We start from the raw sequence: 12482 nt of genomic DNA, 5'->3' as shown, positions 1-12482 counted from the left end.
CAGTGCCAGGATAAGAGAGTTTCATTGATGCGACTCCAGTATCTGACGCAGCAGGCACACGGTATCCGCCAGCGCGCCGTCGTTGTTGAGGATAAGGCAGCCATCGGGCTGCGGCTGTGCGGCGCGCGCCAGCCGCCGGGCGATCTCCGCCTCATCTTCCCGTCCGCGCTGGCGCAGCCGCGCTGCCAGCACGGCGGGTGTGACCTGCAGACAGACCGGCAGCAGCTGCGTGCCGAAACGGGCCTGCGCCTGCGCCAGATGCAGCCGCGAACCGTTCACCACCACATTCTGCCCGCGCAGCAGCCAATGTTCCGTCTCACAGCCAATGCCATAGCTGAAACCGTGCGCCTGCCAGCTCACCGCGAACAGTCCCAGCGCGGCGCGGCGGGCAAACTCCGCCTCGGTCAGTGCCACATGGTTTTCGCCGCCCGCATCGGCGGCGCGGGTAATGTAGCGATGGGCGATCAGCAGCCGTGGCGGAGGTGCTGCCCGCAGCGCATCCAGCAGGCTGTCTTTACCCGAACCCGAAGGACCGGTGAGCCAGATCAGCCGCGCCATCAGTACACCTGCCGGCCTTTGCTCCAGACATGCCGCACGTGCGGGTAGCCGTGTGCGGTATGCGCCAGCACCAGATCGGCGCGGCAGCCTTCGGCGATTACCCCGCGATCTTCGAGCCCTAAGGCGCGCGCCGGGTTACAGGTGACCAGCGCGATCGCCTGCGCCATGCCGAGGCTGTTGCGCTCATCATCTGCCAGCCGGAACGCTGCATCCAGCAGGCTCGCCGGATAGTAATCAGAGGAGAGAATATTCAGCAGGCCGTGTGACGCCAGCTCCCAGGCAGCGACGTTGCCGGAGTGCGAGCCGCCGCGCACGATGTTAGGCGCGCCCATCAGCACCTGCATATTGCGATAACGCGAGGCGCGTGCCGCCTCCAGCGTGGTAGGAAACTCCGCGATGCGGCTGCCCGCGGCGTGAGACTCTTCAACGTGCGCCGCGGTGGCATCATCGTGGCTGGCAATGGCGATGCCATGTTCCCGGCAGAGTCCGGCAATCGCCTGACGGTTGGGCTGTGACCATTCTGCTGCCAGGGTGAGCTGGTCATGCTCGAACTGATCCATCTCCGTGTCATTGAGCTGATATTTGCCCTGATAATATTCGCGATACTTCGTCAGGGACGCGTACTGACGCTGTCCCGGTGAATGGTCCATCAGCGACACCAGCGCCAGCTCCGGCGTGCCCATCAGTGCTTCAAACAGCGGCGCAGTGGTGGGATGCGGCAGTTCACAGCGCAGATGCAGCAGATGCTCGGCCCGGTTCAGTCCTTTGCGGTTGCTGTCGCGGATGGCGTCGATCATCTTGCTGAGGTTATCCAGCCGGTGCCCGCCGTCGCGCACATCCCCGACGCCAATCGCATCCAGCACCGTGGTAATGCCGCTGGAAACCATCAGCGCATCGTGGCTGCTCATCGCCGAGTGTGCCGGCCAGTCCACTTTTGGTCGCGGCGTGAAAAACTTGTCGAGGTTATCAGTGTGCAGCTCCACCAGACCCGGCATCAGCCAGGCGCCCTCGCCATCCAGCGCGCCCGGCTGCTGGCTGGTGGTTTCGCTGAAGCTGCTGATGCGCTCGTCGCGGAACTCCAGCGATCCGGTTACCACTTCGTTTTCCAGCACCAGTCTGACGTTATTGATGATCATGCCTGCGCTCCTGTCTCGATTGGGTGCATCAGGTGCAGCCGGTCCGCTACCCGCTCGCGCACCGCCCGATCGTGAAAAATACCGACGATGGCAGCACCACGGGCGCGCGCCTGTTCAATTAGGCTCACCACCGCCTCGCTGTTGACACTGTCGAGCGAGGCGGTGGGTTCATCCAGCAGCAGCACCGGATAGTCGGCGATAAAGCCGCGAGCGATATTGACACGCTGCTGCTCTCCGCCAGAGAAAGTGGACGGGGCCAGCGACCAGAGACGCTGCGGCACGTTGAGCCGGGTCAGCAGTTCGGCGGCACGTGCTTCACATAAGGCGCGCTCGACGCCGCGCTCCAGCAGCGGCTGCATCACAATCTCCAGCGTCGGCACGCGCGGGATCACCCGCAGAAACTGGCTGACCCAGCCCAGCGTGTCGCGGCGCAGGGCGATAATCTGGCGCGCCGATGCCTGCGCCATGTCGATCCACTCGCCCTGATGCGCGACCCGAATGTGGCCGCTGTCGGGCTGATAGTTGCCGTAAAGCGCGCGCAGCAGTGTGGATTTACCGCTGCCGGAATGACCGTGCAGCACGACGCATTCGCCCTCGCCTGCCGTCAGGCTGGCGTTGTGCAGCACCGGCAGCGCCGCGCCGTTCTGGTTATGCAGCACAAAGGTTTTACACAAATTCTCTACCCGCAGGCGCGGAGTGATAGTTGTCATTTAATTGAGCACCGAAGAGACCAGCAGTTGAGTGTAAGGATGATGAGGATCGTCCAGCACGCGGTCAGTCAGACCGCTCTCCACCACCCGCCCCTGCTTCATCACCAGCAGGCGATGCGCCAGCAGTCGCGCTACGCCGAGATCGTGGGTGACAATCACCACCGCCAGATTCAGTTCGCGCACCAGCGTCCGCAGCAGATCCAGCAGTCGCGCCTGCACCGACACATCCAGCCCGCCGGTCGGCTCATCCATAAACATCAACTGCGGCTGCGTCACCAGATTCCGGGCGATCTGCAGACGCTGCTGCATACCGCCGGAAAAGGTGGTGGGCAGATCGTCGATGCGACCGGCGTCAATCTCCACCGCCTGCAGCCAGCGGCTCGCTTCGGCGCGGATATCGCCATAGTGGCGCTGTCCGGTCGCCATCAGCCGTTCGCCGATGTTGCCGCCCGCGCTGACCTGCGAACGCAGCCCGTCCATCGGATGCTGATGCACCACGCCCCATTCGGTGCGCAGCAGGCGACGGCGATCGCTTTCACTCATCTGATAGAGGTCGCGGTTCTGATAAAGAATGCTGCCCTGCTGCGGCGTCAGACGCGCCGACAGGCTCTGCAGCAGCGTGGTTTTACCGGAGCCGGACTCGCCGACAATGCCCAGCACTTCGCCGGGAAAGAGATCAAAACTGACCTGCTCAAACCCTTTGCCCGGCGCATAAAGATGGGTGAGCTGGTTCACCGCAAGCAGCGGCTGTTCACTGTGCATGTTGCTGTTCCTGCTGCTGATGGCAAAAGTCGGTGTCGGAGCAGACAAACATCCGCGTTCCCTGATCGTCCATCACCACCTCATCGAGATAGCTGTGGCGCGAGCCGCACAGCGCGCAGGGTTCATCCCACTGCTGCACGGTGAACGGATGATCGTCGAAGTCCAGGCTTTCCACACGGGTGTAAGGCGGCAAGGCGTAGATGCGCTTTTCACGCCCGGCACCAAACAGCTGCAGCGCGGGCATCATGTTCATCTTCGGGTTGTCGAATTTGGGAATGGGCGAAGGATCCATCACATAGCGATCGTTGACCCGGACCGGATAGGCGTAAGTCGTCGCGATGTGGCCGTAGCGGGCGATATCTTCATACAGCTTCACCTGCATGATGCCGTACTCCTCCAGCGCATGCATGGTGCGGGTTTCGGTTTCGCGCGGCTCGATAAAGCGCAGCGGCTCCGGGATCGGCACCTGGAAAATCAGGATCTGATCCTCTTCCAGCGGCGTTTCCGGGATGCGGTGCCGGGTCTGGATCAGGGTGGCATCGGCGGTGCGCTCGGTGGTGGCAGCATTGCTGACCCGCTTAAAGAACTGACGGATCGACACCGCATTGGTGGTGTCATCTGCGCCCTGATCGATCACCTTCAGCACATCCTGATCGCCAATCACGCTGGCGGTGATCTGGATGCCGCCGGTGCCCCAGCCGTAGGGCATCGGCATCTCACGTCCCGCGAACGGCACCTGATAGCCGGGGATCGCCACCGCTTTCAGGATGGCGCGGCGGATGGTGCGCTTGGTCTGCTCGTCGAGATAGCCGTTGTTATAGCCGGTGAGTTCAGCCATGGGTGCGCTCCTGATAATCGTGCTGCAGCTGTTTCAGCAGTTCCAGTTCCGCCTGGAAATCGACGTAGTGCGGCAGCTTGAGATGCGAGACAAAGCCTGCGGCTTCCACGTTATCGGCGTGCGACAGCACAAACTCCTCATCCTGCGCCGGGCTGGTAACACGCTCATGCTGTTCGCGGCTTTGCAGCGCCCGGTCCACCAGCGCCATCGCCATCGCTTTGCGTTCGGCGCGGCCAAACACCAGCCCATAACCCCGGGTAAAGTGCGGCGCCGTGTCGTCGCTGTGGGCAACGCCGTTGACCATTTCACACTCTGTCAGTAGCAGTTCACCGATCTCCAGCTCAAAACCCAGCTCTTCGGGACAGATACTGACGCTGAGAGTGCCAGTGCGGATCTCGCCGGCAAACGGATGGGTGCGGCCATAGCCGCGCTGTGTCGAATAGCCGAGCGCCAGCAGAAAGCCTTCGTCGCCACGCACCAGCTGTTGCAGGCGCGCGGCGCGTGAGGCGGGAAAGCTCATCGGCTCGCGGGTGATATCGACAGGCTCGCTGCCGTCATCCATCTCGGCGGCGGCCAGCCCTTCATCGCTCATCATGCTGAACATGTGCGGGCACTGGTCAGGCACCGAACGATCGTCACGCGGCGCGGCAGGCGTTTCGCCATTGGCCAGCAGGGTGAAGTCGAGCAGACGGTGGCTGTAGTCGTAAGTTGGTCCCAGCACCTGGCCGCCCGGCAGATCTTTATAGACCGCCGAGATGCGGCGTTCGATGCGCATCGCACCGGTCGCCAGTGGCGTGCTCTCCGCCAGGCGTGGCAGCGTGGTGCGATAGGCGCGCAATAGAAAGATCGCCTCGACCAGATCGCCGCTGGCCTGTTTAATCGCCAGCGCCGCCAGTTCGGGATCGTAAATCCCGCCTTCGGTCATCACCCGATCCACCGCCAGTCCCAGCTGCTGCGCCACCTGATCGCAGCCGAGTTCGGCTACCGCTCTATCGCCGCGCCGCAGATCGGCCTGCAACTGATGGGCGTTCGCAATGGCTTTTTCGCCCCCTTTTACCGCGACATACATCAGCACACCTCCACAACGGTGGTGCGCGGCACGGCCATGATCGCTTCGCCACAGGTGAAGATCAGATCCACGCCCTGCGGGAACGGATGCGGACGGGTGCGCAGATATTCCAGCACGCTTTCGGGCAGCTGTGGCGCGATGGCCCGGGTTTCGCGCAGGCCAGGGCCGGAGAGGCGGAGCGTCAGGCCGCCATTCAGTGACGGCACTTCGATAATCAGCGTGGTGCTTTTTTCCGGTGACATGTTGTCACCGGCCGCGAACTGCGTCGGCTCGGGCTGCGCCGCCGCATGGCTCAGGGCGAATGGTGCATCCTGCTGCGTGGTGATCGGCGCACCGGTATGGAAGCGCAGATTGTTGCGCAGCTGTTCGTTGTCAATTTCCGCATCCAGCCAGACCGGGCTTTCCTGATCGACCAGCGTCAGCAACAGCGCCGTGGCCGCCGGTGACAGTGCGCCCCAGCCCTGTTGCAGCGGCAGCGAGACCATCACGCCCGGTTCGCTCATCGCTTTCAGAATGCGGCGAAACGCGCGCTGCGCATCCGCCACCGGATGGTTAAAACTTGCCAGTAAAGTCATCAGTTATCTCCGCGAACCAGCGTAAAGAAATCCACTTTGCTGCTGGCGATTTCACGGGCGCGCAGCTGTCGCTGCTCATCGCGCCACGCCGCCAGCGGGGTAATAATCTTCTCTTCCAGCAGTTGCCGGGTTTCCGGCTGCTGCAACAGCGCATCCAGCAGGGCGCAGCGCTCGGCATGGGCTTTGTCGCGCCCTAACAGGTAGCTGTAACCCAGAGTGCCGTCGCTGAGCTGCACCACCGCGCGCGTCACCGTGGCATCGCCCATCACAAAGCGTTTGCCGGTGGCCCCCATCCGCGCCTGCAACCGTGTCAGCCCGATCTCTGCCGGACGGATCAGGGTATAGGCGGGCTGGAGGTTAAGCGCCTGCCAGTGCGTCTCAAGCAAGGCGGCGCTGCTGTGCGCCAGCACCGACAGCCAGCGCTGGCGATCCGTTTGCTGTTCCATTAGTGCTCCAGAGTCAGTTCAATCATGTCGCCGCGCGTCAGGCTGACGGAGTATTCCGCCACCGCGCCATCACTGGTTTTGTTCAGGGTCCGCACGCAGAGCAGCGGCGAATGCAGCGCGATGTCGAGCTGCCGACACTCTTTGGCCTGCGCCCGGCGGGTGCTGATGCGGGTCTGGGTGCGCACCAGCTGCTTGCCGGTGTGCTCCACTAAGAAGTCGTGCAGCGATCCACTGTTAAATTGCTGAAGCTGTGGCCACCAGCTGAGGTCGGCGAGGAAATGGTTGATCAGGCAGAGCGGCACGCCGTTGGCGCGACGCAGGGTGCGCAGATGAATGACGTTGTCGCCCTCTTTCACACCCAGCGCATTGGCAACGTCGTTGCTGGCCGGACGCAGCACCGCCAGCAGCCGTTCGCTGGTGGGATGACTGCCCTGCTCCAGCAGGTTCTGGCTGAATCGCGCCTGGGCATGCAGCGGATAGTCATAAGGGCGCATCAAAACCAGGATGCCGACGCCGTGACGGCGCTGCAGCAGCCCTTTGTGCACCAGCTCATCCACCGCCCGACGCAGCGTGTGGCGATTCACCTCATAGTGATCGGCCAGCTGTTGCTCGGAAGGAAGATAGTCGCCGCAGCGGTAGCGCTCTTTGAGCGCCTGCTCCAGTTGTGCGGCAACAGCCTGATAGACAGTGGTCGGATGTCTGGATAACTCCATCACGATGAAATCCTCACGGGTTACAGAGTGGGAACGCAGTGAAAAGACGCTGCGGGATGGTGTTAGCTTGAGGGGATCAGATGACAGAACCGTGACGCGGGGGTGAAGGAGAGGTGAATGTGGTGGCTGGAAAATGAGGAGTGCTTGTCAGGATGCGTGACTGGCAGGAAACCGCCGGGCATGGGGTAATAGCCCCCGCTTAAGCGATCATTTCCTCTGCCGGGCCGGGAGTCAATCAATCAGAAGAACGTCATTCCCTGATAAGGCTGAGCAAGGCAGGCTCTGATACGGCTCTCAAGATCGCCATCGTGGATTTCAAGCTTGTGGCCATCGGGGTCCAGAAAGTAGAAGGAGTTCCCCTCGCTTTTATTGCGCTTCCATTCTGTCACACCCGCCGCTCTCAATCGCTCAACGAACGCATCAAATTCGTCACCAGCAATAGTGAATGCATAGTGTGTGTAATCATTTCCAGCAGAGACAGTATCCACAGAGAGACAGAGCCAGAGTTCACCCAGCGAAAGATAAGCGCCGTGATCCCATGCCGCTTTGGGGATGAATCCCAGGGTCTCCGTATAAAAATTCAGGCTACTGGCCAGGTTGCTAACTGCGAGGGTGAGGTGATTGAGTCCGGTCAGCATGTAAAACTCTTTATCAGAATGCAGAAAAATTTAATTTACAGGAATCAGATTTCTTTGCACACAAAGAGAATTAACAGCCGTTTGTATATCAGCCGAATCTCTGCCGGACCCACCCCGGAAAGAGGAAACTGGAGCGGGCAATACAGCCGGGACCGGCGCGCGATGAGCAGATAATGAAGACCGGGCTTGCACGAAAGGAACGACGGGTTTCATGGTGTACACTGGAACGAACTAACGTTGCGCTTAAGGAGAGAATATGTACGGACCGGATCCCACCAATCCCCATCCAATGGAAGGTTTCCCACAGGTTTGTTTTATCAAAAATACGGTGAAAAACCCCAACATCATAATCGGGGATTTTACTTATTATGATGATCCTGAAGACTCAGAAAACTTCGAGCGCAATGTCCTTTATCACTTCCCCTTTATTGGTGACAAACTGATCATGGGTAAATTCTGCGCGATAGCCAGAGGCGTTCAGTTCATCATGAACGGGGCAAACCATAACATGGCGGGTTTCTCCACTTTTCCGTTTTACATTTTCGGAAACGGATGGGAAACAGCCCAGCCTCAGGCCGGCGATCTGCCCTATAAAGGCGATACGGTGATTGGTAATGATGTATGGATGGGTTATCAGGCGCTGATTATGCCAGGCGTTAAAATTGGCAACGGCGCGATCATTTCGTCACGTTCTGTTGTGACGTCGGATGTCCCGGCCTATTCGATTGTGGGTGGCAACCCGGCCAGAGTTATCAGGCAGCGTTTTACCGATGAAACCATATCCCGACTAGAGAAGCTGGCCTGGTGGGACTGGCCGGTAGAAAAGATTACCCAAAACTTACCGGCAATTATCTCCGCAGACCTTGAAGCACTGCCAGATGAATAGCCGGGCAGAAGTGGAATAAACGCTGTCCGCTGCTGACATAGGGCGGCGATCATCCGACACGGGTTCGCATAATTTCGCGCAGATTGATGTATCAATGTGTCTGCTTTACCACTGGAGCGCGGGTTAAAACAGGAGTCGTTATGCTCTACATCTTAAGTGGCCTTCCGGGTTGCGGCAAAAGCACTATCGCTAAAATGCTATCTGAAAAATTGAAAGCGGTGTATTTACGCGTAGATACGATCGAACAGGCTCTGCGTAATAGTTCAGCAACTTTCAGGGATATTGGCCCTGAAGGCTATTTCATCCTTTATGAGCTTGCGCGGGACAATCTCAGACTGGGATTACCTGTTATCACTGACTCGGTGAATGACCTTAACCTGGTACGTGATAGTTTTCGTGATATCGCACTATCATCAGGTGTTCCCTTTCTGGAAATTGAAATCCTCTGTTCAGATCCCGAACAGCATCGTGCTCGTGTAGAGAACAGAATCTCAGATATCCCTGGCTTAAAAGTGCCTGACTGGCAAGCCGTTGTGGATCGTGTTTATGAACCGTGGAGCAGAGAACATCTGAAGCTGGATACGGCGGAATTTTCGCCTGCTGAGTGCGTTGATATCATCCTCCAGACAAGCATTTAGCCCTGACCGCGTTTAGCCCGCACCCTTAACGGCAATAAATGTTTTAACCTGAGGCTGCATGTTGCCCTACCCTCAGGGATTAAAACCGGTAAAACAGAAGTAGCCACGCTATTCCCTCAGCTTATGCGGCAATATCAGCAGGTTCTGAGAGGATTAATGAGGTAACCAGGGTCAGGTATTCAATGAGAGAAAAACGGTCGTAATTTCTGAACAGTCGATCATGCCCCGAAGGCTTTTCTCAAACTGAAATAGAGTGGCAGTTGCAGAGAATTGAACTGAAAAGTATCCCGGCTGGCAAAATTCTGATGCCATTTTGATGGTATTCCATCATTCCCTCTCAAATTAAGATTGTAATTTTCCACTATTTTTTAAGTTAATCTGCATGTTCAAATCCTTAAAAAATAAATAAACCATCTGATTCAATATCATAATTTTAAATTGCCATTTTATTTTTACTGAAGCCTGCCTTCTTAAATTTATGCGCGATTTTTGCACTACCGTTGGTTAATAACCGTGAGTAATCTCTGGCTGCTCCAGGCCGATAATCGTAAGACATCTTACCTGGAGCTTTACTGCCATGCTGAAAAATACCCGTCTCACCACGATCCTGACGTTATCCGGACTGTTTCTGTTTTTTGTCTTTCTTGCTTCTTCATTGCTGAGTGTGATCTATCTGAATCGCAGTGCGGAATCTCTCAAAAATCTCAACCATGAAGTTTCTGCCACCCTTGGCGTCGCTGACACGACTAACTGGATACGTGCCGCTCGCACCACACTGCTGGCCGCTGTTCCTTATGCTGACGGCAGCAATCCAGAGGCGTTTAATGCCGCGCTGGCCCAGGCCAGATTTTACTATGATGGCGGCTTGCGCTTTATGCAGGCCTATCAGGCTGCACCAAAAATGGCCGGTGAAGCGGAACTGTCACGGGAGCTGGCCGCACGCTACAACGATTACACTCAGCAAGGCGTTGGTGCCCTTTTCACCGCGCTGCAGAAAAGGGATGTACCCGCTTTTCTGATGCTTGCTGGTACAAAAGTCGTGGCACTTGATGAGGCTTACCGCGTTCCGCTGGACAAGGTTATTGCCATACATAAACAGTCAGCCGTAAACATCACCCAACAGGCCGATACCGATACGCACATTGCTTATGTTGCTGCGGGTGTGTCGGTCATACTCTTTATCCTGGCTTCAGTCATTGTGGCGGTGGTACTGAAAAATGTGCTGATCAAGCCCCTGCGTCGTGCTGGCGAAGTAACGGCAGCCATTGGTGCCGGCGATCTGACATCGGAGTTCCACAATCTCCGCAACGATGAAATGGGCAGGCTTCTGCAGGGGCTTGAAAATATGCAGCTTGGCCTGAAAACGATGGTCAGTGAAATCGTCAATGGCGTAAGCGAAGTGGCTCGCGTTACCACGCAGATAAGCGACGGCAACCACAGTCTTTCCAGCCGCACGGAGCAACAGGCGGCAGCGCTCGAAGAGACCGCGGCGAGCATGGAGGAGCTCTCGTCTACTGTCTCACTCAACGCCGGTAATGCCTCAGTCGCCAGCGACGCGGCATCTGCGGCTTCCGGAACCGCTTCGGAATGCGGCGCGGCAATGCGGGAAGTGGTGCGCACGATGGCAGACATCAAAACCAGCGCAATGGCCATCAGTGAAATTACCTCCGTAATAAACAGCATTGCCTTTCAGACAAACATTCTGGCACTGAACGCAGCGGTAGAAGCAGCACGTGCAGGCGACCAGGGTCGCGGTTTTGCTGTGGTTGCTAACGAAGTTCGCACGCTTGCACAACGCAGCACACAGTCTGCGCGGGAAATTGAAAAGCTGATTGCTGAATCCAATCTGAACGTTGGTCTGGGTGAGCAGAAAGTGGCTCAGGTTTCGCTGACGACAGAAAAAATTATCAGCGATGTGACCGGCGTGACCTCGCTGCTGGGAGAGATTGCGGCGGCGTCTTCTGAACAGAGTAAGGGAATAAATCAGATCGGCACGGCTGTAACCGAAATGGACAGTGTGACTCAACAGAACGCCACGCTGGTTCAGGCTTCTGCTGCTGCTACGGGTGTACTGGAGGAACAGGTTAAATCGTTAAGTGCGATTACCAGCCGGTTCAGGTTGCAGGCTGGTGCGGTCGTGACAGACTTACGCTCCCCGGCCATACCGTCTGTTCAGGTGAAAGAAAAAGTTTCAAGCGATCCGTGGGTGAGCTTTTAACTGAGTCAGGCTGATGTCTGCAGCTTCTTCTGCAGACATCGGGTTTACCAGAAGATGGCCAAAACAATTATGTCCGCTTCAGACACCATGCGGACAAAGACACCATCGCCTGCCCTGAAAGAACAACGGAGCAACAGCCATCAGGATGCACACACCCACGCAGACTGCCGCTCCCAGCTTGCCCCTACTCAGCCACCCCTTTCCCCACCTTCTCACCCCCACTATCCGTCAGTGACGCTCTCACCTGCGGCAGGCTTTCCGGGTAATTCTGCTGAATAAACTCAATCATCTTTTCACGCACGTAACAGCGTAAATCAAAGGCGATCGGGGAGTTCTGCGCGGTCATCAGCATCCTGATGGTCATGGTTTTCTCGGTGGTGTCGGTCACCTGTAGCACAGACGTTTCCTGATCCCAAAGCTTGGTTTCGCTCAGCACCTTTTCAAAATGCTTGCGCAGCGGCTCCAGCGGCATGGAGTAATCCACGTAAAGGAACACCGAGCCTAAGATCTGGGCGTTATTGCGCGTCCAGTTCTGAAACGGGTTTTCGGTAAAGTAGGTGATCGGCAACACCAGCCGACGCAAATCCCAGATGCGCACCACCACATAGGTCAGGTTGATCTCCTCAATCCAGCCCCACTCTTTTTCTACCACTACCGCATCATCAATTTTAATAGGCTGGGTAAAGGCGATCTGAATACCGGCGAACAGATTGACCAGCGACTTTTGCAGCGCAAAACCAATAATGATACCGGCAACACCCGCACCGGCCAGAATGGTGGTGCCGAATTTCCGGACGCCAGGGAAGCTGAGCAGAATCAGCGAAACACAGAACAGAACCAGGATGACAATAACCACTTTTTTGACATAGATAATCTGCGTGCGAATTTTACGCGCACGAAGGTTATTGGAAATATTAATGTCATAGCGGATATAAAGCATATCCTGCGCCACATTGGTCAGCCGGATTAAGACCGAGCAAAATGACATAATAATAAAGACATTGATGATATTGGTGATTAAAGAGAGAGATTCCGGTTGGAAATCGATGTAATTAACGCCGACATTAATCATTAATAACGGAATAAAAAAGAACATCGAGCCGCTAAGATGCTTCTCAAGGGATTTAAACAGTTTTCTGTCACGAATCTGCCAGTAGCGGATGAACCGGAGCAGGATAAGGCGGGCCAGAAATCCCAGCACAAAAGAGAGCGAGACGAGTAATACAACAGGCACCCATGACGGGAAACCAGATAACTCACCGAATAACAATGGCATTATTTTCCCTTATAGTAAG

14 protein-coding genes are annotated in these 12482 nt (G+C 56.9%); 3 read left to right on the top strand and 11 right to left on the bottom strand.

Features of this window, described 5'->3' with window-relative positions; all coding sequences use genetic code 11:
* Positions 1-21 precede the first annotated feature (21 nt).
* From phnN to fos, 10 genes are all read right to left on the bottom strand, one after another.
* Positions 22-558 carry a ribose 1,5-bisphosphokinase gene (gene phnN / locus OK409_RS02660; protein WP_264366719.1) on the bottom strand — a complete coding sequence of 179 codons (537 nt, stop codon included), beginning with the start codon at positions 556-558 and terminating at the stop codon, positions 22-24.
* Positions 558-1694 (bottom strand): alpha-D-ribose 1-methylphosphonate 5-triphosphate diphosphatase, encoded by a 1137-nt coding sequence (phnM, locus tag OK409_RS02655; protein ID WP_033778919.1) that lies wholly within the window; start codon positions 1692-1694, stop codon positions 558-560. The genes phnN and phnM overlap by 1 nt, the downstream gene beginning before the upstream one ends.
* Positions 1691-2404, bottom strand: coding sequence for a phosphonate C-P lyase system protein PhnL (gene phnL, locus OK409_RS02650; protein WP_033772090.1), 714 nt, complete (start codon positions 2402-2404; stop codon positions 1691-1693). Before phnL ends, phnM begins: the two co-directional genes overlap by 4 nt.
* Positions 2405-3166, bottom strand: coding sequence for a phosphonate C-P lyase system protein PhnK (gene phnK / locus OK409_RS02645; RefSeq protein ID WP_033778916.1), 762 nt, complete (start codon positions 3164-3166; stop codon positions 2405-2407).
* Complete coding sequence (locus tag OK409_RS02640) at positions 3156-4004, bottom strand: alpha-D-ribose 1-methylphosphonate 5-phosphate C-P-lyase PhnJ (protein ID WP_010670888.1); 849 nt, start codon at positions 4002-4004, stop codon at positions 3156-3158. Before OK409_RS02640 ends, phnK begins: the two co-directional genes overlap by 11 nt.
* Positions 3997-5073: a carbon-phosphorus lyase complex subunit PhnI gene (locus OK409_RS02635; RefSeq protein WP_187500164.1), complete on the bottom strand. Its 1077-nt coding sequence runs from the start codon at positions 5071-5073 to the stop codon at positions 3997-3999. Before OK409_RS02635 ends, OK409_RS02640 begins: the two co-directional genes overlap by 8 nt.
* Positions 5073-5648: a phosphonate C-P lyase system protein PhnH gene (phnH, locus tag OK409_RS02630; protein WP_264366718.1), complete on the bottom strand. Its 576-nt coding sequence runs from the start codon at positions 5646-5648 to the stop codon at positions 5073-5075. The genes OK409_RS02635 and phnH overlap by 1 nt, the downstream gene beginning before the upstream one ends.
* The gene (gene phnG, locus OK409_RS02625) at positions 5648-6094 is read right to left on the bottom strand and encodes a phosphonate C-P lyase system protein PhnG (protein ID WP_033758256.1); all 447 of its coding nucleotides are present in this window, start codon (positions 6092-6094) and stop codon (positions 5648-5650) included. The genes phnH and phnG overlap by 1 nt, the downstream gene beginning before the upstream one ends.
* Entirely contained in the window at positions 6094-6807 is a 714-nt protein-coding gene (phnF, locus tag OK409_RS02620; RefSeq protein WP_010247805.1) for a phosphonate metabolism transcriptional regulator PhnF, read from the bottom strand. Before phnF ends, phnG begins: the two co-directional genes overlap by 1 nt.
* Before the next feature lie 239 nt (positions 6808-7046).
* On the bottom strand, positions 7047-7445 hold the full coding sequence (gene fos, locus OK409_RS02615; RefSeq protein ID WP_033772097.1) for a fosfomycin resistance glutathione transferase: 399 nt from the start codon (positions 7443-7445) through the stop codon (positions 7047-7049).
* Positions 7446-7701: 256 nt separating this feature from the next.
* Between fos and OK409_RS02610 the strand changes: the two genes are divergently transcribed.
* From OK409_RS02610 to OK409_RS02600, 3 genes are all read left to right on the top strand, one after another.
* Positions 7702-8331 (top strand): Vat family streptogramin A O-acetyltransferase, encoded by a 630-nt coding sequence (locus OK409_RS02610; protein WP_124890071.1) that lies wholly within the window; start codon positions 7702-7704, stop codon positions 8329-8331.
* Between the two features lie 140 nt (positions 8332-8471).
* Positions 8472-8969, top strand: coding sequence for an AAA family ATPase (locus OK409_RS02605; RefSeq protein ID WP_250488472.1), 498 nt, complete (start codon positions 8472-8474; stop codon positions 8967-8969).
* A 577-nt stretch (positions 8970-9546) separates the two neighbouring features.
* Positions 9547-11187 carry a methyl-accepting chemotaxis protein gene (locus OK409_RS02600; protein ID WP_167430260.1) on the top strand — a complete coding sequence of 547 codons (1641 nt, stop codon included), beginning with the start codon at positions 9547-9549 and terminating at the stop codon, positions 11185-11187.
* A 184-nt stretch (positions 11188-11371) separates the two neighbouring features.
* On the opposite strand, the gene OK409_RS02595 is transcribed toward OK409_RS02600, so the two are convergent.
* Positions 11372-12463, bottom strand: coding sequence for a mechanosensitive ion channel family protein (locus tag OK409_RS02595; protein WP_124890073.1), 1092 nt, complete (start codon positions 12461-12463; stop codon positions 11372-11374).
* Positions 12464-12482: the final 19 nt, after the last annotated feature.

It is taken from the genome of Pantoea sp. RG18 (assembly GCF_025910075.1).
GTDB lineage: Bacteria > Pseudomonadota > Gammaproteobacteria > Enterobacterales > Enterobacteriaceae > Pantoea > Pantoea agglomerans.
Note: the sequence above shows the minus strand (reverse complement) of the source record. Positions and strands in the feature narration are given on the sequence as shown.

Coding starts and splice junctions, on each gene's coding strand:
- OK409_RS02640 (WP_010670888.1), bottom strand. CDS start 4,004: ATGGCTGAACTCACCGGCTATAACAACGGCTATCTCGACGAGCAGACC.
- phnM (WP_033778919.1), bottom strand. CDS start 1,694: ATGATCATCAATAACGTCAGACTGGTGCTGGAAAACGAAGTGGTAACC.
- phnH (WP_264366718.1), bottom strand. CDS start 5,648: ATGACTTTACTGGCAAGTTTTAACCATCCGGTGGCGGATGCGCAGCGC.
- phnL (WP_033772090.1), bottom strand. CDS start 2,404: ATGACAACTATCACTCCGCGCCTGCGGGTAGAGAATTTGTGTAAAACC.
- OK409_RS02610 (WP_124890071.1), top strand. CDS start 7,702: ATGTACGGACCGGATCCCACCAATCCCCATCCAATGGAAGGTTTCCCA.
- phnF (WP_010247805.1), bottom strand. CDS start 6,807: ATGGAGTTATCCAGACATCCGACCACTGTCTATCAGGCTGTTGCCGCA.
- OK409_RS02595 (WP_124890073.1), bottom strand. CDS start 12,463: ATGCCATTGTTATTCGGTGAGTTATCTGGTTTCCCGTCATGGGTGCCT.
- phnN (WP_264366719.1), bottom strand. CDS start 558: ATGGCGCGGCTGATCTGGCTCACCGGTCCTTCGGGTTCGGGTAAAGAC.
- phnK (WP_033778916.1), bottom strand. CDS start 3,166: ATGCACAGTGAACAGCCGCTGCTTGCGGTGAACCAGCTCACCCATCTT.
- OK409_RS02635 (WP_187500164.1), bottom strand. CDS start 5,073: ATGTATGTCGCGGTAAAAGGGGGCGAAAAAGCCATTGCGAACGCCCAT.
- OK409_RS02605 (WP_250488472.1), top strand. CDS start 8,472: ATGCTCTACATCTTAAGTGGCCTTCCGGGTTGCGGCAAAAGCACTATC.
- phnG (WP_033758256.1), bottom strand. CDS start 6,094: ATGGAACAGCAAACGGATCGCCAGCGCTGGCTGTCGGTGCTGGCGCAC.
- fos (WP_033772097.1), bottom strand. CDS start 7,445: ATGCTGACCGGACTCAATCACCTCACCCTCGCAGTTAGCAACCTGGCC.
- OK409_RS02600 (WP_167430260.1), top strand. CDS start 9,547: ATGCTGAAAAATACCCGTCTCACCACGATCCTGACGTTATCCGGACTG.